23 protein-coding genes and 1 other annotated feature are annotated in these 22,959 nt (G+C 46.5%); of the genes, 11 read left to right on the forward strand and 12 right to left on the reverse strand.

Annotation, left to right across the window (positions count from 1 at the left end; all coding sequences use genetic code 11):
- Positions 1–5: 5 nt before the first annotated feature.
- From ACEW9I_RS15995 to ACEW9I_RS16025, 7 genes are all read right to left on the reverse strand, one after another.
- Complete coding sequence (locus tag ACEW9I_RS15995) at positions 6–302, reverse strand: 2Fe-2S iron-sulfur cluster-binding protein (protein ID WP_373541325.1); 297 nt, start codon at positions 300–302, stop codon at positions 6–8.
- Positions 303–419: 117 nt separating this feature from the next.
- On the reverse strand, positions 420–2,003 hold the full coding sequence (locus ACEW9I_RS16000; RefSeq protein ID WP_373541326.1) for a TolC family protein: 1,584 nt from the start codon (positions 2,001–2,003) through the stop codon (positions 420–422).
- Between the two features lie 101 nt (positions 2,004–2,104).
- The gene (locus tag ACEW9I_RS16005) at positions 2,105–3,463 is read right to left on the reverse strand and encodes a TIGR03279 family radical SAM protein (RefSeq protein WP_373541327.1); all 1,359 of its coding nucleotides are present in this window, start codon (positions 3,461–3,463) and stop codon (positions 2,105–2,107) included.
- A 47-nt stretch (positions 3,464–3,510) separates the two neighbouring features.
- Positions 3,511–3,948 (reverse strand): ubiquinol-cytochrome c reductase iron-sulfur subunit, encoded by a 438-nt coding sequence (locus tag ACEW9I_RS16010; protein ID WP_373541328.1) that lies wholly within the window; start codon positions 3,946–3,948, stop codon positions 3,511–3,513.
- Positions 3,949–4,108: 160 nt separating this feature from the next.
- Positions 4,109–4,807 (reverse strand): DevA family ABC transporter ATP-binding protein, encoded by a 699-nt coding sequence (locus ACEW9I_RS16015; RefSeq protein WP_373541358.1) that lies wholly within the window; start codon positions 4,805–4,807, stop codon positions 4,109–4,111.
- 39 nt (positions 4,808–4,846) lie between these two features.
- Entirely contained in the window at positions 4,847–6,031 is a 1,185-nt protein-coding gene (gene devC, locus ACEW9I_RS16020; RefSeq protein WP_373541329.1) for an ABC transporter permease DevC, read from the reverse strand.
- Between the two features lie 73 nt (positions 6,032–6,104).
- Positions 6,105–7,514: a biotin/lipoyl-binding protein gene (locus ACEW9I_RS16025; protein ID WP_373541330.1), complete on the reverse strand. Its 1,410-nt coding sequence runs from the start codon at positions 7,512–7,514 to the stop codon at positions 6,105–6,107.
- Between the two features lie 163 nt (positions 7,515–7,677).
- Between ACEW9I_RS16025 and ACEW9I_RS16030 the strand changes: the two genes are divergently transcribed.
- Together ACEW9I_RS16030 and ACEW9I_RS16035 are read left to right on the forward strand one after the other, a co-directional pair.
- A complete protein-coding gene (locus ACEW9I_RS16030; RefSeq protein ID WP_373541331.1) occupies positions 7,678–8,271 on the forward strand; it encodes a TetR/AcrR family transcriptional regulator in 594 nt (197 codons plus the stop codon).
- 30 nt (positions 8,272–8,301) lie between these two features.
- Complete coding sequence (locus tag ACEW9I_RS16035) at positions 8,302–8,658, forward strand: hypothetical protein (protein WP_373541332.1); 357 nt, start codon at positions 8,302–8,304, stop codon at positions 8,656–8,658.
- A gap of 46 nt (positions 8,659–8,704) precedes the next feature.
- Here ACEW9I_RS16035 and ACEW9I_RS16040 read toward each other — a convergent pair whose 3' ends face one another.
- The 4 genes from ACEW9I_RS16040 to ACEW9I_RS16055 all read right to left on the reverse strand — a co-directional run bounded on the left by ACEW9I_RS16040 (position 8,705) and on the right by ACEW9I_RS16055 (position 11,043).
- The gene (locus tag ACEW9I_RS16040) at positions 8,705–9,673 is read right to left on the reverse strand and encodes a histone deacetylase (RefSeq protein WP_373541333.1); all 969 of its coding nucleotides are present in this window, start codon (positions 9,671–9,673) and stop codon (positions 8,705–8,707) included.
- Entirely contained in the window at positions 9,670–10,158 is a 489-nt protein-coding gene (locus ACEW9I_RS16045; protein WP_373541334.1) for a hypothetical protein, read from the reverse strand. The genes ACEW9I_RS16040 and ACEW9I_RS16045 overlap by 4 nt, the downstream gene beginning before the upstream one ends.
- The gene (locus ACEW9I_RS16050) at positions 10,159–10,494 is read right to left on the reverse strand and encodes a hypothetical protein (RefSeq protein WP_373541335.1); all 336 of its coding nucleotides are present in this window, start codon (positions 10,492–10,494) and stop codon (positions 10,159–10,161) included.
- Positions 10,495–10,761: 267 nt separating this feature from the next.
- Positions 10,762–11,043 carry a hypothetical protein gene (locus ACEW9I_RS16055; protein ID WP_373541359.1) on the reverse strand — a complete coding sequence of 94 codons (282 nt, stop codon included), beginning with the start codon at positions 11,041–11,043 and terminating at the stop codon, positions 10,762–10,764.
- On the opposite strand from ACEW9I_RS16055, the gene ACEW9I_RS16060 reads away from it, so the two are divergent.
- The 3 genes from ACEW9I_RS16060 (at position 10,980) to ACEW9I_RS16070 (ending at position 12,948) form a co-directional block, all read left to right on the forward strand.
- Positions 10,980–11,336: a recombinase family protein gene (locus ACEW9I_RS16060; RefSeq protein ID WP_373541336.1), complete on the forward strand. Its 357-nt coding sequence runs from the start codon at positions 10,980–10,982 to the stop codon at positions 11,334–11,336. The two genes, ACEW9I_RS16055 and ACEW9I_RS16060, sit on opposite strands and share 64 nt — an antisense overlap.
- 98 nt (positions 11,337–11,434) lie before the next feature.
- On the forward strand, positions 11,435–12,595 hold the full coding sequence (locus ACEW9I_RS16065; protein ID WP_373541337.1) for a CBS domain-containing protein: 1,161 nt from the start codon (positions 11,435–11,437) through the stop codon (positions 12,593–12,595).
- 167 nt (positions 12,596–12,762) lie between these two features.
- Positions 12,763–12,948, forward strand: coding sequence for a hypothetical protein (locus ACEW9I_RS16070; RefSeq protein ID WP_373541338.1), 186 nt, complete (start codon positions 12,763–12,765; stop codon positions 12,946–12,948).
- A 49-nt stretch (positions 12,949–12,997) separates the two neighbouring features.
- Here ACEW9I_RS16070 and rsgA read toward each other — a convergent pair whose 3' ends face one another.
- A complete protein-coding gene (gene rsgA, locus ACEW9I_RS16075; protein ID WP_373541339.1) occupies positions 12,998–14,074 on the reverse strand; it encodes a small ribosomal subunit biogenesis GTPase RsgA in 1,077 nt (358 codons plus the stop codon).
- Positions 14,075–14,369: 295 nt separating this feature from the next.
- Positions 14,370–14,533: a sequence feature (ribosomal protein L10 leader region), on the forward strand.
- A gap of 48 nt (positions 14,534–14,581) precedes the next feature.
- On the opposite strand from rsgA, the gene rplJ reads away from it, so the two are divergent.
- The 6 genes from rplJ to ACEW9I_RS16105 all read left to right on the forward strand — a co-directional run bounded on the left by rplJ (position 14,582) and on the right by ACEW9I_RS16105 (position 22,900).
- Positions 14,582–15,103: a 50S ribosomal protein L10 gene (gene rplJ, locus ACEW9I_RS16080; protein ID WP_373541340.1), complete on the forward strand. Its 522-nt coding sequence runs from the start codon at positions 14,582–14,584 to the stop codon at positions 15,101–15,103.
- A gap of 54 nt (positions 15,104–15,157) precedes the next feature.
- Positions 15,158–15,544 (forward strand): 50S ribosomal protein L7/L12, encoded by a 387-nt coding sequence (gene rplL, locus ACEW9I_RS16085; protein ID WP_373541341.1) that lies wholly within the window; start codon positions 15,158–15,160, stop codon positions 15,542–15,544.
- Positions 15,545–15,911: 367 nt separating this feature from the next.
- Positions 15,912–17,831: a hypothetical protein gene (locus tag ACEW9I_RS16090; RefSeq protein WP_373541342.1), complete on the forward strand. Its 1,920-nt coding sequence runs from the start codon at positions 15,912–15,914 to the stop codon at positions 17,829–17,831.
- Positions 17,832–18,131: 300 nt separating this feature from the next.
- A complete protein-coding gene (locus ACEW9I_RS16095) occupies positions 18,132–19,694 on the forward strand; it encodes a glycosyltransferase family 4 protein (RefSeq protein ID WP_373541343.1) in 1,563 nt (520 codons plus the stop codon).
- Between the two features lie 228 nt (positions 19,695–19,922).
- Complete coding sequence (locus ACEW9I_RS16100; RefSeq protein ID WP_373541344.1) at positions 19,923–21,029, forward strand: hypothetical protein; 1,107 nt, start codon at positions 19,923–19,925, stop codon at positions 21,027–21,029.
- A gap of 239 nt (positions 21,030–21,268) precedes the next feature.
- The gene (locus ACEW9I_RS16105; protein ID WP_373541345.1) at positions 21,269–22,900 is read left to right on the forward strand and encodes a hypothetical protein; all 1,632 of its coding nucleotides are present in this window, start codon (positions 21,269–21,271) and stop codon (positions 22,898–22,900) included.
- Positions 22,901–22,959 lie beyond the last annotated feature (59 nt).

Below are 22,959 nucleotides of genomic sequence, written 5' to 3' on the forward strand. Positions count from 1 at the left end.
AGCCATTAAGGCTTAGTATTGACGCAAACCGCACCATTAACGATGGTTTGACAGGAGAGACGGTAGTTATCCGGTTTTTTTGCCAATTTACGGTTCTCAAAATCAGTTCTGGGAGAGAGATTTTCCATCCCCTCGACGATCTCCACCCCACACATGCCGCACTGACCATAACCGCCACAGTTCATCAGTTTACCTTTGAAGGTGTAGATATCGATTTGGTTTTGAACCGCCTTCTCGCGCAGATTTGACCCCTGTGCGACGACGATCTCCTTGTTCTCTTTGATAAATTTGATTGCAGTCATCTCGATACTCCCTAAATTAATTTTGACGTCCTATTAAGGATTATTAAGATTTTTGACAGTTTTGCCAAGGGGGCAAAGGTAGCGATTCGCACTCTGACCCCAAAACCCAAAGCCTTCCTACTGTTCTGTCACTGTCGCCACCCGCAGCGTCGCTAACGCACGGTTGTAGTTGAGGATCGCCGTGATGCGATTGCCCCGCGCTGTTGCCAGAGCGGTTTGGGCGTTGATCACATCAGTTTGGGTGCCGACGCCAGCTTGGAAGCGCAACCGTGCTAGTTTGAGACTTTCTTCGGCCTGGGTGAGAGCCTGGGTGGATGTCGCGATGTTTTTGCGGTTGGAGCCGAGGTTGGAGAAGGCTTGCTCGACTTGAAACCGAATTTGATTGCGGGTAGTTGTGAATTGATTTTCAAAGATCTGTTGGCTGACGATCTCGCGGTTGGAATTGGCTCCGGCTGCGCCACCATCCAAGAAGTTCCAGCTCAATTGCGCGCCCAAGCTGTAGTTATCTTGAGCCGAACTATTAGTGCTCAAGCTCTTGCCCAGACCGTATCTAGCAAATAGATTGACCTGCGCGGAGTCAGCAGCCGAGGCAATAATTTGTTGTTGTTGGCTGATGCGGCGCAGGGAGAGTTGTTGAGCGGTTTCAGGACGATTGGCAAATGCCAAGACGATACTATCGTCGAGGGAATAGCTCCATGTCCCCAACTCCCGCACGGGATCGGCAGCAGTGAATTGAGTATTATTGTCTACGACAAGCAGTTGGGCGAGATTTTTGCGGGCGTTTTGCTGTTGTGCTTGAGAATTGGTGAGATCTTGATTGGCGGTGGCTAGTTGCACTTGAGCGCGGAGGATATCAAATTTGGTACCTACACCAGCTCGCTCTTGGAGCTGAGCATCGCTCAAGCTGCGCGTCGCATCGATTACGGAAGCTTGGTTGATGATGATGGCGGAATCCGCCGCTTGGAGGTCGAAGTAGGCGGTGATGACATTGCCACGAATTAGTTGCTCGACTCGCACCAGATCTAGCCTGTCGAATCTCACTTGTTCTTGGGCCGCACGGACACTACTTTCATTTCGTCCAGCACTTAGAATGTTATAGGTGGCTTGAAGTGTACCTTGCACATCGCTACTATTACCATTTACCAATGGAGATCGATCGCCGATAATCAGGGGCGATCCTTGATTTTGGATGGTACTTGTCACCCCCACTTGGACTGATTGAGCGGCTTGTGCTCCAGCGATGCCGACTTGACTGCGAGCGACAGTTAGGCGCGCGGCTTGAACTTGACGGTTGTTGCGAAAAGCAATTTCTAGAGCTTCTGGCAGGGTCAGAGATCTGGTCGTAGTAATTTGAACTTCTGCGCCTGTTTTGGGTAGATTGAGGTCGTTGGGCAGTTGGAGATCGCCGTTAGATCCTGATACTGGAGTGGTGCTATTATTCTGAGCGATGAGTGTTGGGCGAGATTGGTGAGTCGTGGCTGGCTGTCGATCTCGATCGATCCTGGCAAAATCCAAGGAGGTTGCCCGGGCGGTGGAGATCGACCCCAACCCACTGCAACTGAGCACAATCGTCGCCCAAATCGCTCGAAATCTGCGGGCGTGACGGTGACGATCGGCTAGAGTGTAACTGATGCTGGGTTGTGAGTTGACCTCAACGATGCGATCGATGAGCTGATGAATTAAGGCGATCGGAGTCAGCATGGTTAATTGGGATATAAAACTATGTATGAAAGAGATGGCGTTCGCGGATCGTACGGTCGGTAATCGCATCCTGAGATCGAAGTTGTTCCCGGCATCAGCTACTAGTCATCACCATTAGCCCCCAATCTATTTTCCCCTAATTTTTCGAGAAAATCGGCAATACCATCGACTGGAACTAGCGGGATTTGAAGTTTTTGGGATAGCTCTTCGATCGTCACATCATCGAGAAATTTGGCTTCATCATGTTTGAGCATTACGCTGGGAATTAAAACGCGATCGCCCAAATCTCGTCCTGGTAGCTCGGCAAGTAAATCTTGTCCGGTGACTAGTCCGGTGACTGTCATCTGTTGCCCCCAATATTGGCTGGCGATCGCCACCAAGTTGACCTGTAGACCTGGTACCTGATTTAACTGGTTAACGATGGGTTGGAAGGCATTCTCGACGGCATTGCCAACCACCCAAGTGCAGGTATGAGGCGGAGTTACTTCGCTCACTTCCCAGTCGGCAATCTCTTCGGCAAATTCATCTAGGAAGCGACGGATCGAACCGACACCATTTCCCAACTGGGGATAATCTTCGTAATAATCGCTGGGTGGGAGTTCGATCCCAGCAATCAAATACCATTCATCCGCTAACCAGACGAATGTGGAGCCGAATTGTTGCCGTAATTCTTGTTGTAAGGCTTCGACTTGGGCGACAACAACTCTGGCTACTGCTGGCGTGACGGGACTAAGTTCGGTGAGGTTGGGACGAAACCGCGTCAACCCGACGGGCACGACGGCGACGGAAGCCACTGCGGGGGTATCGCCATGATGGAAGCTAGCCAGATCGCGGATTGTTTGCTCTAGATGCGCTCCGTCATTAATCCCTGGGCACAATACTACCTGAGCGTGGATTTCCAAGCGATGAGACTGGAACCAAGCCAATTGGTTCATGATTTCACCTGCCCGAGCGTTCTTGAGCAGTTGCGATCGAATCTCTGGTTCGGTGGCATGGACGGATACATACAGGGGCGAGAGCCGCATCTGGGCGATCCGATCCCACTCTTTGGTAGTAAGATTGGTGAGCGTCAGATAGCTTCCATACAAGAAACTCAACCGATAGTCATCATCTTTAAAATATAAAGATTCACGTTTACCTGGTGGTTGTTGATCGATAAAACAAAAGGGACACTTATTATTGCACTGAATCAATCCATCGAATAAAGCCGACTCAAACTCTAGTCCCAAGTCTTCGTCGTAATCCTTCTCGATCTCGACTTGATGAGCTTTACCCTTGGCATCTAATACTTCTAAATCTAGTACCTCATCCGAACATAAAAACTGATAATCGATCAGATCGCGTGGTTTTTGACCGTTAATCTTTACCAATCGATCACCAGGAGTAAATCCAATTTCTGCCGCGATCGAATCGGGAATAATTCCGGTAATCATTGCCGGACGAATCGCATTTTCACTCATGAGGGGGGATGGGGAGACTGGTGAGATGGATATTTATTTCCTAAAGCCTAATTCCTACGTCCACGTCCAGATGGAGTCTTCTGATTGGGATCTACTGAGGGTGGGGCGACGATTTTGACTAGGACTTGGGTACCAACAATTTTAGCAGGATAGGCGGCTAAGGGCTTGGTCGCGGGGCCGTTGATAACGTCACCATTGGCTTCAAAGTTGGAGCTATGACAGGGGCATGTGTATCGTTTCTCCCCAGTTACCCATTTTACATCACAACCTTGATGGGTACATTTCGGGTTGACAGCAATTAATTTTTGAGGATTACTGGGGTTTCTTAAAACTGCAACTTCCTTGGTTTGGAGATATCCATTTTTTTCTAGCTCGGCAACAGTCCCAATCACTTTAAAACCTGCATCTATTTTAGTGGTGGCTGGTTTAGCAGGATCTTTATTAGGAATGGTTTGAGCGATTCTCCTTTGGAGAGGCTCCGCCAACGATTTAGTTGGAGTGCAGATTGATAAAATTATTGGGAAACAGCTAGTCAGCCAACCAATACTAAAATATCTGAAAAATGAGCGGCGTTTCATCATCATGGTTAACTAACTCGCATCTAACACTTCAATCTTAGCTAATTTTTACTACCATCATCCAGATTTAACGTGCTGTGACTAAATCTGGTGCTGTGGCTAATTTACCATCTTCCATATAGACGATCGCATCGGCAATATCCAGAATCCGATTGTCATGAGTTACGAGCAGGATCGTGCAACCTTGTTCTTTGGCTAATTTCTGCATCAGATCCACCACATCGCGTCCAGATTGTTTGTCCAATGCCGCCGTCGGTTCGTCAGCTAGCAAGATCTTCGGTTGGCTGACAAGTGCCCGCGCGATCGCTACACGTTGTTTTTGTCCGCCAGATAAGTTGTCTGGATAATAATTTACGCGATCGCCCAATCCTACTAATTTTAACATTGCGATCGCGCGATCGTTCATTTCCTGGATTGAATATTCAGGATGCAACTCTAAGCCCATCTTGACATTTTGGAGAGCAGTTAAACTCTCATGTAAATTATGCGCCTGAAAGATATAACCATGATGGCGACGTTCGAGTGTTAGTTGTTTAGCCGAAGCACCACACATTTCTGTACCCAACACTTTAAGGCTACCAGATTGTGCCGATCGCAATCCACCGCACAGAGTCAATAATGTAGTTTTTCCCGAACCAGATGGCCCAGTCATGATGATAATTTCACCTGCATTTATTTCTAGATTGATATCAAACAACACTTGCTTACGAAGTTGTCCCATACCAAAATAGTGGTCGAGTTTGCTAATAGAGATTACTGGCTCCATCATAATATTTAATTATCAATTATCAATTATCAATTAAATTTAGAACATATCAGCCGGATCGGCAGCCTGAACTTTACCCGTTGCAACAGCACCAGAAAGCATACACATAATCAGAGTACCTGTGAGTACCTGAGTTGCCCTCACCATCGTCATGGCGATCGGTAAATTGGTAGCACCACCTACAACAGTATAAAGTCCGATCGATACGATTAGACCTGGAATAAATCCCACTATTGCGAGAATTAATGCTTCTTCAAATACGATGCCAAGTAAATAAGCATTGCTATAACCCATTGCCTTAAAAGTCGCATATTCTCTGAGATGAGAGTTGACATCAGTGGATAAAACTTGATAAACAATAATTACCCCCACCAGGAATCCCATCACTGCACCGAGATTAAAAATCGGCCCAATCGGTGTTTGCTGTTGCCAATATCCCTGTTCAAAAGCAATATATTCCGCTCGTGTGAGTACCTTGATATCTTCTTTGGGTAAATAAGATTTTAATTGCTGGACTACTTGTTGAGGATCGTAGCCTGGTTTTAGGGTTATCAGCCCGACGTTGATATTACCTTGGGATTGTCGAGTAAATAATCGTAAATAATTATCTTCACTCGTCATTAGATGCCCATCGGCTGAAAATGAAGAACCGATCGAAAATAATCCATTAACAGAGATCGTACGTCTTTCGATTTCGGTAGTGACAGGTTTACCAGCATCAACACGCTCGACTACTTGTTCATAGTCACCAATTGCCTTGCGATCGAATAATAAAGTATCTGATTGTTTGATTTTATCTAACTGACTATTAACTTCAGGTAAATTAAAAATTGGTTCGTCAGGATTAAACCCAACAATGATGAGATTTTTCTTGTCACGAGTTTGGGGATTTTTCCAAGTTACTAGACTGACATACATCGGCTCTGCTGATTTTACTCCAGTTACATCCATCGACTGATATAGTCTGCGGCGGGGAAACGTAGACATTGCCCCGATATTTAATGCCTGGGGACTGATGATAAATACATCCGCTTTTAATTTTGAGTGCAATACGACAGCACTATCAAACAGGGCACCTTGAAATCCCAATTGCATCAGCATTAATAAGTCCGCAAATGCCACGCCAGAAATAGCTACTGCAAATCGACCTTTGTGCTGGGTCAATTGTAGCCAGCCGAGCGGAGTTCTCCGAGTCAGATTTTGGATAAATTTTAGATTAAACATAAAATATTTCGTAGGGTGGGCAGTGCCCACCATCTAGATTTTAGGCTTTCACAATCGATGAATAAGCTCTGACTTATTGAGAATCAAGATTAATCACTGCTTGAATTTGTAAATTAGTAAACTTAGCCGCTTTTTGGCTTGATGATGGATCTAAGATTGCATGAACTTCCACGATGCGATCGTCAATATTACTAGTCGGATCGGCATTAATTACATCTTGACGCTTAATTTGAATGCCAACTCGATCGATCGTGCCTTGGAGTTCACCAGGTAGAGAATTACTGGTGATTTTTACTTGCTGTCCGACGCGAATCTTATTCACATCACTTTGGTAAACTTCCACTACTCCATACATTTGACTAGTCTTACCAAGATCGGCGATGCCATCAGTACCAACTACTTCGCCAGGACGGGCAAAAATCTCCAAGATTTGACCATCTTGAGGTGACTTAATATAAGCTTGAGCGAGATTTTCTTCGGCGCGTTTTTGAGATGCGATCGCACTTTTGACATCTACCTCGGCGGACATGACATCTACCGGACGTACTTCGGCAATTTTATTAAGCGTGAATTGACTTTCTTTAATCTGCTGTTGCATCGATGTTTCTAGCTTTCGCAAATTAGCTTGTGCTTCATTGATTTGCTGTTGTCCCGATGTTTGAATCCGGCGCAAATTAGCTTGAGCTTCGGCTAGTTGTTGCTTCCCAGTAGATGCAATTCTTCTTAAATTAGCTTGCGCCTGATTTACTCTCTGTTGCGCTGTTTGTAGAGTTAGCCGCTTACTATCGCCGCTAGATGCTGACACCGCGCCCTGTCGAGCTAGAGTAGCATACCGTTTATCCTCAGCTTGAGCATTGAGCAGTCCAGCTTGGGCTTCGGCAATGGCTCCGGTTTGGGCTTCGATTTGAGTAGCTGTCTCGGCTCTGACTCTGGCGAGTGTCGCTTGCTGAGCTTCGATTTGGGTGGCTGTTTCGGCTCTGACTCTGGCGAGTGTCGCTTGCTGGGCTTCGATGCCCGTCCCGCGTTCGGCTTGCAACCTGCCAATTGTTGCTTGCTGGGCATTGATTTCGCCCTGCTTGGCTCCAGCTTTGACTTTTACCAGACTTGCTTCGGCGACGCTGACTTTAGCTCTGGCTTCATTTACCGCCGCTTGCAAGCGTCCCTGACTATCCAAAATCGCGATTAACTGTCCCGCTTTGACTGTCGCTCCTTCCTCTACCAACAGTTTCTCGATTTTTGCGCCTTCGACTGATGTCGGCGCAGATAGCTTGATGACTTCCCCTGTGGGTGCCAGTTTCCCCAATGCTGTCACAGTTGTGGGTGCGACTACGGCTGTCAATCGCTGCTGTGCTTGTTGTTGCTGTTGTGCTGCTTGCTGTTGGTTGATATAAATAGGGATACCGATACCGAGCAACGCCATCGCTCCCAAAATTAGCCGTATTCTAGCCTTCCACCAGGGCAATCCATCCGATTTTTGCAACATTCTCTCTCGCTCCAGGTTTACTAAACCGTTTAGTAATTTAGCAGATGATTTGAGTGTATCTTGACTAAACGGTTTAGTCAAGCAAGTAAAAAATAGTGGTTAGCTGCTTAGAATAGAATGTAGTGGAGAGTTATTCAAAATAAAGTTGACACAGGCGAGAGATTTGGACGCAGAACATCACGGGGAAAAAGTCGAGCAAATCCTGCAAGGCGCGATGCAGGAGTTTTTGACACGCGGCTATGCGGGTACGAGTATGGAAAAAGTCGCTGCTGCTGCTGGCGTATCTAAGCCGACAGTCTACAGTTATTTCAAAGATAAAGAGGTATTGTTTCAGGCTTTAATTGAAAACCTAGGCGAGAAAAAGTTTAACTCAACTTTTGGAAACGAACCACTTGTTGGAGATCCTAAAATTGTATTGCGAAATCTAGCCGAAGCAACCTTTAAAAAATTTGAAGATGAAGAATTTACTTCCTTTATGCGAGTACTGATCGGTGAGTCGGGACGCTTTCCAGAATTAGCAAAAGTATGTACTGTCAATCTTTTCAAGCCTGTACATGAGGTGGTTATTCAATACATAGCTGCACACCCAGAACTAAAAATATCTGACCCAGAAGCAGCAACCTTGCTATTTATTGGGACATTAGTTCATTATCATATATCCCAAAATATTCTGCATTCAAAAGAAGTGATGCCGATCGAGCGATCGCGAATAGTCGATAATTTGATGGAAATGATGTTGAAGTCGATCGACGAATAAATCTAATATTTCAGATAGATGATGAGCAAAATGCAGGAAGAAACAATCAAATATCTGTCGGCTCTCTCGGATGAAGAACTGCGGGAGGTGCTGTTCGAGGTCTTCCAAATTAAGCGTCCTAATCCAGAGGAGGACAAATACAATCACAATCGCTTCTTCTTGGGCACAGCATCGATTTTGGATGAGTCAAATCCAGAACAGCCTGAGCGATGGGGCAAACCGCATCTTCATGTAGTTGCTGATATTGACCGCAGTGTTTCACCGAGTAGTCTTGGGCCAAGTTGGGGTTTTTGCCAGTTTGGAACCTGCGAATGTGGCGTAAACGTCCGGTCAAATTACAAACAAGGCATTTGCCCAATCTGTTCGGCAAAAGTCAGCATGACATGACCAGCAACGCTAAACATCCACTCACGAGCATTATTTATGAAGTAGCTCAGTCTCCACCCCAAGTCTCGCACACCGCCCCAACACTCCTCGCCACCAACTGGTAACTCTCAGCCGTATAACCACCACTGAGCACCATTACCACCGGAATTCCCGCATCAACCAGCGTCTGAAATACCAACCGATCGCGTGCTAATACCCCCTCTGCCGAGATCTTTAACCGACCGAGGGGATCGTCCTCATAAATGTCTGTTCCGGCATTGTAGAAGGCGATTTTCGGTCGGATCTGTTGTAAAAAGGCAGGTAAATGTTGGTGAAGTTTCGCTAGATATTCAGAATCTCGCGTTCCCGATCCGAGGGGGAGATTGCAGTCAATTCGGGCGATCGCGCGATCGTCTTGGGGATAAATATCGCGATTGTACATATCGAGGATGTGAATGAATCGATCGCTCTCGAAAATCCGCGCTAAACCATTACCCTGATGGGCATCGAGATCGATAATGGCAATCGAGTCGATGGGGCTGAGTTGCCCCGATTGGCGGAGGCTGGCAATGGCGATCGCGATATCTGAGTAGACACAAAATCCCGACCCGCGATCGCGACTAGCATGATGATATCCACCCGATAGATTAATCCCGATCCCATGCTCTAGCGCAGCTTTCGCCGCGATAACCGTCCCCATCGTGGCAAGTCGCATCGGCTGTAATACATGGCGATCGAGAATGCCACTGGGCACCCAGGCGAGGGAAGGAAGTTCTAATGCGGCGGCAATCTGGCGGGAGTGAGTTAATTGCTGGAGATATTCAGGCGGATGAATGGCTTGGAGTAGTGCTACGGATGCCACCGTTGGAGTAATGGTTGCCGACTGCAACCCGTCGCCAAATCGATCGCGCAAAGCTTTCCAGGTGCGGCTGTATTTACAACTATCAAATGGATGCAGTTTTTCTAGTCCCAGCCAGCGAATATCATATCCTGGTGAATATATCAGCTTGGGTCGAATTTTCAAAGGTTCAATCATTTCTGCGATCGCTTAATCTCCTTGGCGTATTGCAAAATATGTTTTGGTTCCCATGCTTCCACTTGCCCCAAGGGAATCCCCAGCCCCACATAGGTATCGATCTCCGCCAGGGGCTGAAATGAAGGTTGTAAATTCGACCCAATATAGAGAGTATTGGCAACGATCGTCGAACAATTAAACTCCGTCAGTTCGTACTCCAATCCACTGGCTTGCACCTTTTGCCAGTATTTGTGAATTGCCACTTCATCGAGGGATTCGAGTTCGATGACGATCGGATCGGCTCCCTCTGCGGCTAAATCTGCGGCATAGTCCCGATAAAATGGCGATCGCTTGACATTCATGGTCATTTTTTGGATGGCACTCCGCACGAAACTTTTGCGCCCATGCCCGGGCCACAGGCTGACGTAGGCGAGATCGCCAACTTGCATCGAGCAATGACCCACTTTTCCACCTGTAGGTAGCCACACATATACTTTGACACCCACTTAAACTCTCCAGAATGTAATCACCAGTCCACCTGTGACAATTAAAGCACCGCCGACCCAGATCGAAATGCTAGGTGTTTGACCAAATCCAAAATAATTAATTAATTGCGCCACCAAGAAAAACAAGGTGACGTAAATCCCTAACAACTTGCCAAAATCCCAGGGAGGTAAATTGACCACAATCCCATAACCCAACAGCGTCAAGCCACCCAGCAGGATAAATTCCACTTGCTGCACCAGTCCGCGACTTTGCAATCCCTTTCTCACCAACGCATCGCCCCCAGCTTCTAAGACCGCCGCAGCCAACAAAATTAAAAATACCAATCCTTGGCTCACTGCGGTTGCTCCAGTTGCAATAATGTTGTCAGTTTGGCGATCTGCTCATCGACAATTTGAGCCAATAACTGCACTAAATAGTTGAGTGTATCGTAATCTTGCTACGCTACACTCAACCTCAAAATACTCTGATTTTCATAATAACATTTCTCAAATTAATATTGACAACTACTGAGCTGCACCTGATTTTTGGCGATCGAGTATCACGATTGGTGTGAAAATTTTACGCTAAAATGTTACTAATAATACAGATAAATTTGCCAGTTTTTAGATAAGTGTCGCTCCCCGATCGATCGAATGCAATCCTGTCTGGAAAGTGGCTGGGGCAATTCCTGCTTGGCGATCTTCCACGACTAGGATAAAGGCAACTCGGCACCCGATCGCCTGTGGATTGTCGAGGATAATTATTAAGGCGATCGGTGGAACAATCGTATTTCCGATCTCAGTCAGGGTATGCTTAGCTTGGGTAAAACTGGATGTGGGGAATGGCAGCCGAAAATTTTCGAGAACTTGAGGTGTGGGAGCGACTAGAGCAAGCACGAAGGGCAAAAGCAGAGCGGGGTGGCTATGCAGGCTATGGTTCTCCGGCTTTCGGACAACAATCGATCGCGGGAGAACTGGCTGAGAACCCTGACGAACAACAGATTATCGAACTAATTCGCCGCCATCACAAGTCGGGCAAATCCCTCCAACAAGTCGCTGACTGGCTCAACCACAATGGCTATCCTACCAAGCGCGGACAACAGTGGCAGCGGATCTCCGTCAAGCGGGTACTCGATCGGCTCTACGGCAAGACACCCAGACTTGCGGGTCTGAAATCACCAGCAGAGGATGAACCATAATTCACAATCCTTGCTGATGATGCCGCGTCTGGGCGATCGCCATCGCTTGATTGTGTGTGTTGCCTGGGATTGTTAGCTATTTCACTACATTCAATTATATGACCGCGCCCTTTGACAATTCACTCGGTACGCCACCCCTAGCCGATGCGATCGATCGACAGCCCCTGATTGTCACGCCCGATACTTACTTACTCGCTGTAGTAACACTGATGTATGCAACCGTGCAACATACCCATCCCGTGGCAAGTAGCTCGGATCGAGCTAGCGATTCACTCTGGGGCGCACGTTCTAGCTGTGTGTTGGTCATGGAGCGGGAGCAATTGCTAGGCATTTTTACCGAGCGCGACTTGGTACAGTTGACCGCTACAGGCTGCGACCTGCGGACGACAAAGATTGATGAGGTGATGCACCATCCCGTCCTCACTATGTCCGAACGCGAGCTGCACAATGTCTTTGCCGCCCTATTTTTGTTTCGTCGCCATCGCATTCGTCATTTAGCGATTGTGGACGATTGCCAGCAACTAGTTGGCGTTGTCTCGCTCGATAGTATTCGGCACATTCTCCGACCGACAAATTTGCTCAAAATCCGTCGGGTTGCCGAAGTGATGACCGCTAGCGTCACGACAGCAGCACCCACCACCCTCGTGCGAGAATTGACCCAATTGATGGCTGCTGCCCAAATTAGCTGTGTAGTCATCGTCGCACCAGATCGAGCCGACGAGATCGAGCGACCTGTGGGCATCGTCACCGAGCGGGATATCGTGCGATTCCAGGCACTAGGAATGGATCTCAACACTACTCCAGCTCAAATGGTGATGAGCACCCCGCTGTTTGTGTTGAGTCCTGAAGACTCGCTGTGGACGGCGCACCAAGAAATGGAACAGCGACAGGTGCGACGACTGGTAGTGTCCTGGAATTGGGGCGAAAAATTGGGAATTGTGACTCAGACTAGTATTCTGCGCGTGTTCGATCCGATCGAGATGCACAACGTGATTGAGACTCTCCAGCGCACGATCGGGCAATTGGGTCTAGATCTAGATAAAGTTTTGGCAGATGCGATCGACCATGATACTCATCTTGGTGCCTCTGCGCCCGCGCCCGCACAGCAGGCGATCCCCAACTTAAAAGTATTCTTGCACAATTTACAGCTTCAGATCGAACATCTGAGCGATCGACCCGATCTTCCGGTCGCAGCACGTCAGACAGCATTACTCGCACTGCGATCGGAGCTTGAGCAGTTTCAAGATTTACTGTGTTGAATCCGTTGCTGAGCGCATTGATATTCAGTCAACTAGCTGAAGGCGGTTGATTATTGCCCGCATAAAATAGAGACAGCAGCAGCAACTGAGCCAATAGCATTCGGCGATCGCGCTCTAGCTCAACATCACAGCAAACCCCTAATTGATTTCTGTTTGGATTGAATTAAATGAGTACTAATATTGATTATTTAGAGCTAATAAATTCCTATATCAACGTACATCCTCATCGTCAGCAGGAGTACTTCAAATTTCTTCATGACAATCAAAACTATGATGTAAATCGCTTGTCTTATCGATTCTTGCGAGCTGAGTATCTGCAAGCTAAATGTTCGAGTTTTAAAGTTATTCCCTAACCGTTATCAGGTGAATATTGGCGATCGTCGCCAATATTCACCCTCTCGGCTATTCATCCTCAAATTCGTCGGCTAGTTCAGCGAGCGATTGTAAGATCGTATGTCTGGAGATTTGACGATATTTAGAGTCCAATTTTGGTTCATATTGCTTTTTGCCTGTGCTACTTTTTTGTTTCAAACTATTTTCAAGTTTGGGTTGAGATTGCAACTGCTGTTCCCAGGCGATCGCGTCGGCGAGGAAATCGAGATAATGGGCATAGCGTTCCCACTCGCCCCGCACGACACAATTGGGTTCATCGCGGTGGGTACAGTTGCTAAACTGGCAGTTTCCCACCGCCAATCGCTGCCGAATCTCAGGGAAATATCCAGGCAACTCTGTCGGCGTACACGCGATATCTGGTTGATTGAATCCGGGCGTATCGGCAATCAAACCACCTGTGGGCATCGTAAATAATTGAACGTGGCGAGTGGTATGCCGTCCGCGACTGAGCTTGCCAGAGACAGTCGCCACGCGGATATTTGAATCGGGAATTAAGGCATTCGTCAGGCTCGATTTACCTACCCCCGAATGTCCGGCAAATACGGTAATCTGGCGATCGAGTTCTCGTTGCAACTCTTGTATCCCCACCCCCTGTTCCACACTGATGACGATCGGCGGGTAACCCCACTCACTCAACCGATCGCACCAATCCTGTCGCTCGACAGCAGTAACTAAATCGCTCTTATTTAGGCAGAGGCTGACCTGTAAGCCCGTCGATTCCGCTTTGACGAGAAATTTGCTCAACAGAAATGGATCGAGGGCTGGCTCGGCAAGCGCGAAGACTAGCAAGATCCGATCGGCATTGGCGACAGGCGGTCGATCGAGTAAACTATGACGCGGAAATACATCAATTACGACACCCTTTAAACCTTGCCAATCGATTTGGGCAATCGTCACGCGATCGCCAACAATGGCACTAATACCGATTTTTTGAAGTCGTGCGCGACGGGTACACAAGATTAATTTTCCGCCCACCATTGGCACATCTGGATCGATCTGCACCTGGCAGAAATTGGCTTGAACGGCAATAACGGTACCGACTAATGGGGTGAAGTTACTATCGGTGGCGGGTGAATTTTGCGGCACGTAGTCTATCGGTCTCCAGAGTTCCTATCATCTATCATAATTGTTCTGACTTCCCATCGGGATAGTCCCTGCTCTTTGTCAATTGTGTGTGTGAAGTCATGGCAGTATCTCGTTAGATTTGGCATCCACTTGGCGTTGTCCCCATTCCAAATTACTCGCACTCGCCCAAGCACCTAAATCGACTCAATTACCAAAACCTGTGGAGTCATGCTATAGTGATAAAGGCTTATTTGCGGTCTAACCGTAAATTATTTAAAGTATTTGAGGTTTCAGTCGCGGTTAAAATTACGCTCGACCAAAATTAAATAGCCAACCACAGACAGCAGGTGCCAAAAGCATAATTCCCTGCCGAGGTTAACGCAAGCAGATCGCCAGCGATCGCTACTACAACTAGCGATCGATCTATATCGACTGCATGACAACCTCGGCACTAAGTGTCGGGGTTAGTTTTATGCCTGTTGTCATCTGTTCCACCCAAAACTCGATCGATCGAGAGGTAACTATCACATGGGGAGAACCCTAGCAAACAAACAAGCGATCGTTGCCGATCTCAAGAAAAACTTGAGTGAAACGACCATGATCGCGGTGATTAACTACCAAGGTCTCACCGTGGCAGAAATCACCGATCTCCGTCGCCGGATTCGCCCCAAAGGCGGCATCTGTACGGTCACCAAAAATACCCTGATGGGTAAAGCGATCGCTGGTGACACCAATTGGCAAGCACTGGAGCCATTACTCACAGGTTCTTCGGCTTTCTTGTTGCTCAAAGATGATATTGGTGGCTCGATCAAAGCTTACCAAGACTTCCAAAAAGCGACCAAGAAGACCGTACTCAACGGTGGTGTCATGGAAGGTAAAGTCCTCACCGGAGCTGATGTCAAAGCGATCGGCGACCTACCATCCAAAGAACAGCTCATGGCACAAATCGCTGGTGCGCTCAACTCCGTCACCGCGAAAATCGCGATCGGCGTCAAAGAAGTACCCGCTTCGATCGCGCGTGGTCTCAAAGCTTATACGGAAAAGGAATAGATCGACTAGTCCATCCCGAAGCTACTATTTTCACCCATACTTAGGAATCTACACATGTCTGCTGCAACCGATACCATTTTAGAACAGTTAAAAACCCTCAGCTTGCTCGAAGCGGCTGAACTAGTCAAGCAAATCGAAGAAGCTTTCGGCGTCAGTGCTGCTGCTTCCGTTGGTGTAGCTGCTGCCGTAGGCCCTGCGGCTGTTGCCGAAGAAGCTGTCGAGCAAACTGAATTCAGCGTCGTCCTCGAAGGCTTGTCTGATGACACCAAGAAGATCGCCGTCCTCAAAGTCGTCCGCGCGATCACTGGCTTGGGCTTGAAAGAAGCCAAAGACTTGGTGGAATCCACACCGAAAGATGTCCTCAGTGGCGTACCCAAAGCCGCTGCTGAAGACGCCAAGAAACAAATCGAAGAAGCTGGCGGTAAAGTCGTCCTCAAATAGTCAACTCGATCGAGCTAGTTATCGTCACGGTTGCGTACGAAGACTGGCTCAATCTAATCAGTGTCAAAATTCACAGTAGAGAGCAATTTATGAATTGTTTCTCCTGTGAATTTTTTTGATTCGCCATATCCGCACCAGCGATCGCCAATCTCGTTCGCTAAATCTGCTAAGATTTTAAGATGTTATTATGTAATAATTCTCAACTAAACGTAGTAAACAGCAGCGATCGATATTAGTCACCATAGCTCGATCGGCTGAAGGCAAGCACCATACTCCTCCTCACGCCCGATCCCCTCTTCCCTACTCCCGTTCGTAACTAAGTAGACATCTCACTTAACTCAGAACAGCTATAACTTTCGGTTAATTTATGCACTCAGCGACGCGACTGGATGACCTCAAAATTTTAGAGTGTTTCCTGCAAAACTCTCTTCACGCTCATTTGGGGCGAATTGTCCCCTTTCGAGTGCAATGTTTACACAAAGACGAGACCCTGTGGGTACTCGCCCAACATCCGGCGGATGTGGTTATCGATATTCCAGATATCTTTAAAGTCATGGAACGTGCCCTCCAAGCAGAAGAGCCAAAGACCCCGCTGGCAGTAAAACTCTACTTGCGATCGGAAGGAAATCAACGCCCTTACAGTCAACAAAGCTTCACCGTCTACCCGCTCGTCCAAAAAACTGTACCAGGAGAAGCAGCTCCAGCAATGACTGGTAGCAACGAAGATCGGCTGGCATGGGAACGCAATGCTCAGACTCATCCAGCCGATCGACAGCACGATCTCGCGCCAGGGCAACCCTTGCAGATTTGGGAAAATCAGATGGACAATACTGACTCGCTCCCATCTACCGTACCAGAGGTAGTCACCAACGAGAACGATCGACGTTCGGAACAACGGATCGTCAAAATTGATGCCGATGTTTTTGCAGCCGATATCGAGCATTCCTTCGGTGCCACTAGCGAAGCTAATTATCAGACTGCTTACCCCGCAGCAGCCAAACCGCAGCGGAAACTACTCTTACCCATCCTCGGCGGTCTGGGGGTGCTAGCGATCGGTGCGGGGGCGGGATATATGGGGACGCGTCCGTGTGTCTTGTCAGTCTGTACGGAGCTAACTAACGCCACACAGCTCACTCAGGCATCGATCGCCACCCTCAAAAATCCAGGAGTGACCGGACAACAAATCTTGACCGCTCAAAAACAGCTCCGTCAAAGTGTGGTCGATCTCGAATCGATCCCCGTGTGGTCTGGTAGTCACAGCGCGGCTCAGCAGTCGCTCCAAACGTTAGTCCCGCTCGTGACGGATCTCGATACCACCGTCGGCGCGATGAATCAGGCATATCAAGCCACAACTACCCTCAACACCCCACCAGTACCGCTGCTCAAATGGCAACAGAGCAAACAGATGTGGACGGGATCGATCGTCAGTCTCGCCAAAATTCCGACCACTAGTCAAGTTTATCCCCTCGCTCGTCAAAAATCGATCGATTATCAAAGTCGATTGGCAGATGTCGATCGCCGGATTGAAGCCGAAACTACTGCCGATAAAAATCTCAAATCGGCGGTAGAAGGTATTAAAGCTGCTACCCAGTCGCAAGCTGCTGCCAAATCCCTGACTCAATGGCGCGGCGTCAAAGCTGAATGGGACAAAGTAAATAGTCACCTAACGAGTATCCCCTCTACGACTACCGCCTATACCCAAGCCCAAGAATTGCTCAAATCCTCCCAACCTCAAATGACGATCGCTCAAGACAAAGTAGTCGAGGAAGAAAAAGCGACCCAAAATTATCAAACAGCGGTCAAATCAGCTCAACTCGCCAAACAAGCTCAGAAAAACAACCAGCTCCCCCAAGCCCTCTCGCAGTGGAATCAGTCAGTAGTAGCGATTCAGAGCATTCCTCAGACTAGTGCGATGTATCCTCAAGCTAAACCACTAGTAGTAGAGTACACCAATGGCTTTCAACAGGTCGAAAGCAAACTGAAAAATATTCAAAAAGTCGCGCTAGCCAATAAAGATCTCCAACGCACTTGTGCGGGTACGCCGCAGATCTGTACTTATACAGTCGGCAATAACAGCATCGTCGTCAGACTGATGTCGCTCTATACCCAGACATTGAAGCAGACAGCGATGGCAGCAGCCACTCAAGGCGATGGCAATGCCAAGGTCGGGATCGTCAATCATGTCAATACGCTCGGTAATGCCCTCCAAGCTATCAGTGAAAACGCTAAACTGCCGCTCGAAGTCTATGGTGCAGATGGCAAGCAAATTCAAAAATATCGCCCTTAGGGGCAAAGATATTGCTGCTGTTGTCAATTTAACTTCAGTTCGAGAGGTATTTTCGATCTTCATCCGATCTAATTTATTGTCTGACGTGTAAAATAAGAAAGCGATCCACACCGACGATCGCGATTCCAGTTCTGTATTTAGGTAACCGATCGAGAGCGCAACGCCAGATTTTGGGATCGCATAATTAAGTACTATATTAATGCTAAAGCTAATTATGATTGGTACCGCTTGCTGATGTCTGACTAATTATTTGAAACGAGACATCTAACAAGCAACTGTAAAGCAAATTAAATTATAGAAATGGCTCGATCGAATATGAATCTGACGCGAGAATTTAAAAACAATAGCTCGATGAATAACGGTCAAACATTACAGCCACACGAATCAACTATCGAGTTAAGTCAATCCAATCATAAATCAAGTCCAGCTCACCTAAAAATTTTATTTGAAGCTTATCCTCTGACGCTCAAAAATGGTACGGGTATCTATGTTTATGCGATGAATCTGCTCAAAGGAATCGATGCACTCCGAGATGACAGTGTGGGATTACTACTGCTATTAGATGAGTCACTTAATATCCCGATCTTGGGTTTGAGTAGTTCGCAAGAATTAAGAAATATTCAAAGCTACGCCAAGCTACTATCACAACTATTTCAAAGTCGCTATCCTCATATCAGCCGCAACAATCGATCGAATAACTGGGTTGATAAAGTGCTCAACATATTCAAAAAAGCTGTAGATAGTAGCTTATTGCCGCTGTCTTTTTTTTTACAACCCAAAGCTTTTTCTTTTCCGGCAGTACTCAAATCTAGCCTAACCGAAATTTTAAATGATAGCTTTGTTAGCTATGATTTTCTATCCCGCCATCAACCGTACTTAGTAAATATTTCTCGCAACTTTTTAATGCTGCGAAATATATTTAGGTTGATACCCAATCGCATTCATTCTCGTCAGCTAGCCACAGATTATGACGTTTTTCATTGTACTCATCTCAGCCCTTTGACGGTAGTAAATTTACCTCAGGTGACTACAATTCACGACATCGTGCCATTAATTCGACCAGAATTGGTAAGTAACCAATTAGTGTTAGTTTTTGCGGAGTTACTCAAAGCAAATCTTCATAATTCCACCAAAATTATCGCCGTTTCCCAAGCTACCAAAGATGATTTGGTACACTATTGTCAAGTACCAGTAGAGAAAATCACGGTAGTCTATGAGGCAGCTCGTGCAGAATTTCAACCAGTTAATATTGAAATAGCCAGACCGATTTTGAGTAAAATCGGTTTGAGTACCGCTCAAGTTAATGTTCCGTACTTTATTTTTGTAGGCAATATCGAACCGAAAAAGAATGTGAAGCGGTTATTGCTGGCTTTCCGGCAATTTTCGATGCGCGATCGCCGTGGCTGTAAACTAGTGATGGTCGGTAGTGCAGCATGGGGATTTGATGATGTCAAAGAGCTGATGCAGGAAATGATTGCCGCCGAAATTTTAATTCATCCAGGTTATTTACCAACCAATGAACTACCAGCATTATTTTCTCACGCCCAAGCATTGATGCTCCCTTCTCTAATTGAGGGATTTGGTCTACCAGTATTGGAAGCGATGGCTTGTGGGTGTCCGGTGATTACTTCCGATATTCCCTGTATCCGCGAAATTGCTGGCGATGCAGCGATTAAAGTCGATCCGTTGTCGATCGAACAAATCTGCCAAGCGATTACTGCGATCGCTAATGATGAGTCTTTGAGAGCTAGTCTGAGCCAATTGGGATTGGCTCAAAATAAACTATTTAGCTGGGAACGTTGTGCTCGCGAAACATTAGCCGTTTATCAAGAAACCATTGCTGAGTTTACTCCCAATAGGTAAATATCATGCATGTTCTCCTCGGTGAGGTAATATTCAGTATGCCAACTATCAAAGCAAAACTGACTTGGCTGCGTTTATGACAGCTAATAATGTGGATTATTCGGTCTGGGGCGGCTGGATCTAGGCTAGTTTATGATGTTGCTGAACTATGGTAGTTTAGATGGATACGTGGGGTAATTCATGAATTGCCCTATGTCTTCAAAATGAAGCTAAACCCTCGGACACATTATGACACTCGGAAACATTGCGATTAGGTATGGAACTGCGAACAATGACACCATCACAGGTAGCAATTTGCAGGCAGTTTTGGGACTATCAGGCAACGATCGATTGACGGCAGGTAGCACTACAAATTTCTTGGCAGGGGGTTTTGGTGACGATACTTATGTCGTGCGTGTAGGAGAGGGAGCTACCATTTTCGAAAGTGGCGGTGTTGATACTGTCATCTTTCCATTCTCTACTACCTCAAACACTGGTTTTATATTTACGCTGGACAATCGTCATTTGGGTATCGGAGATCGGGCCACCAAGACTGGTGCGTTGATAATTGATTGGAAAAATCCAGCGAATCGAGTAGAGAAATTTGAATTTGTTGACGGTACCGCAACCTACGAGCAAGTTGTCAGCCAGTATACTTCTTCTCTCTCTTATATCGGCAACATCGCTATCCAGCAAACCAATCCAAATGCTGATGGTTACCTATTTCCTGCTACTGGTCTGACTCCCACAACATTCAATAGTTTTCTTGACGATATTTCGGCTTTAGCTGTAGGTACGCCTCTGACCACAGTATCTTTGGCTGACTTCAAAAAAGATCCTGGTAAATATATGGGATCGATTCGCGATTACGATGCCAATAACTTAGGTAGTGGTGATACTTGGAAATCGCTAGGAGACGTGGATATTCAGGGCGATGGCGACCTCGAAAGCATTTTAGTTAACCCCGCAATTGGTAGGTTTGCTAGCGTCGGCTCCATCAATGGTAATGTCGATTTTAGTAAATATGGTTTGAATGGCGATACTCGTGTCGTCGGTATTTATATCGATCCCACCCTCAAGAATAGTCCCCAAAATATCAATGGGCCATTTGATAGTCAAAGACGCTTTCAAGATGATTTGAGAAATGATAATTTACAAGTGCTAGCAGCAGGTGACTACAATAAAGATGGTTTCCAAGACCTGTACTTTAAGCTCGGTGATGGGAGTGCGGTCCTACGGGCATTGATGTTCAAGGATGGCAATATTCAGTACGCCAACTATCAAAGTAAAAGCGATCTGGCTAATTTTATGACAGCCAACAATGTTAGTTCTTCGGTTTGGGGTGGCTGGCTCTAAGCTCTACTCTATCCGTTGTCCGCTTGCGATCGACAATAGTCATTTACAGTACTATGAGGCTTACAGCTAATGACTGAGTTGAAAAATTGCAATTAGATCGTTAATTGTGTAACTCAAATGATATGTTTTATACCTTTGCTTCAATACGTAATAGTTAACATATAGAACTAGGGTAGTAAGCACTACTCGCTTTGCTAACCGAAGCTTATCCATCCAGCCCAAAGTTTATTGGAGACATCATGCCAAGCATTGCTCTAGGACAAGTTATACAAGGATCTTTTACTAATACCGATCCTAAGATTAATAACACTGATTACTATGACGAATACGATCTTCCCACTAACTTAGCTACCTATAACAACATCAGCATTACATTCAGTCCCAACAAAACAGGAAGTGCGGCCAATACCCCAGGTACTACTACCCTAGCCCTGATTAATGCTACAACGAATGCGATCGTATCCTCAGACTCTGTTAGTGGATCTAGTGCCAATTTAGCCTTAATAGATCAAGCGATAGCTCCAGGAATTAAATATAAAATTCGGGTTTCTAATAGCAACCTATCGAGCGGGAACTATTCATTATCGCTCCAAGACCAGGGTGCAGCAACATCAATTCTCAGTTATGGCTCATTTTTTGCCAATGGAACCTCTGGTGCTCAAGTTGGTACTGTTAATTCTGCTGGTAAGTATTTTCCCCTGGTAAAAACTACCTATGGTCCAGACGATATAGCTTTAGCCTCTAATGGCTTGTTGTATGGAGTTACACCTTCTTTTGGCACTTCTACGCCAGATCGAATTTATGTTACCAACCTTGCTACTGGAAATACATTTAGCTCCAGTATTATTAAAGATACTGCAGGAAACAATCTTCGTCAAAGTCTCAACTCTCTAGCATTGGCTAATACAGACGACAAACTTTACGCGATCGGCACTTCAGCGACCGGAGCGGGTAGTCTTTACCAGATCGATACTTCTAGTTTTGTGGCTACTTCACTCGGCAGCCTCCCGACCGGATTGAGTAATGCTGGAGATCTAGTCTATGATGCTGCCAATAATCGTTTCCTCGCTGTAACTCCAGATACCGGAGTAAGTGATGCCCTATGGTCGATTCCGTTAGCTAATCCGTCTGGAGCTACCAAGATCGGTCAGCTTGGTTTCAAAGGCATAACTGGTCTCAGTCTCGAAGGCATTGAACTGTTTGGGTTTGTCAGCAATACCTCTAAATACAGCATTAACACGACCAATGGAGTCGGTACTCTCAAACAAACGATTTCAGGTGTCGGCAGTGTTACTGGGGCATCGACACTCGTATATCCAGGACAAGTTCTTTTGAATGATTTCAAACAAGATCCTGCCAAATATATGAGATCGATCCTAGACTACGACGGCAATAATTTAGGTGTTGCCAGTTCGTGGAAATTGCTAGGTGATGTGGATATTCAGGGTGATGGCAGCCTCGAAAGTATTCTAGTCAATCCAGCCATCGGTCGGTTTGCCAGCGTCGGTGCTGTAAACGGTAACGTTGATTTTAGCAAGCATGGGCTGAATGGTGATACTCGCGTCGTTGGTATTTATATCGATCCTACTCTCAAGAACAGCCCCCAAAATATCGGTGGGCCATTTGATAGCCAGAGACGCTTCCAAAATGATTTGCAGAAAGATAATTTGAGATTGCTAGCAGCGAGTGACTACGATAAGGATGGTTTCCAAGACCTGTACTTCAAGCTCGGTGATGGGAGTGCGGTACTGCGCGCCTTGATGTTCAAGGATGGCAATATTCAGTACGCTAACTATCAAAGCAAAACTGACCTGGCTGCGTTTATGACAGCTAATAATGTTGATTCTGCTGTCTGGGGTGGCTGGATCTAGGCTAGGTGCTGACGTTGATGAAGTAATATAGTGAGATGAAGGAGTAGGGTAATTTGTAA

Origin of the sequence: Chamaesiphon sp. (assembly GCF_041738855.1) — a bacterium.
Lineage (GTDB): Bacteria > Cyanobacteriota > Cyanobacteriia > Cyanobacteriales > Chamaesiphonaceae > Chamaesiphon.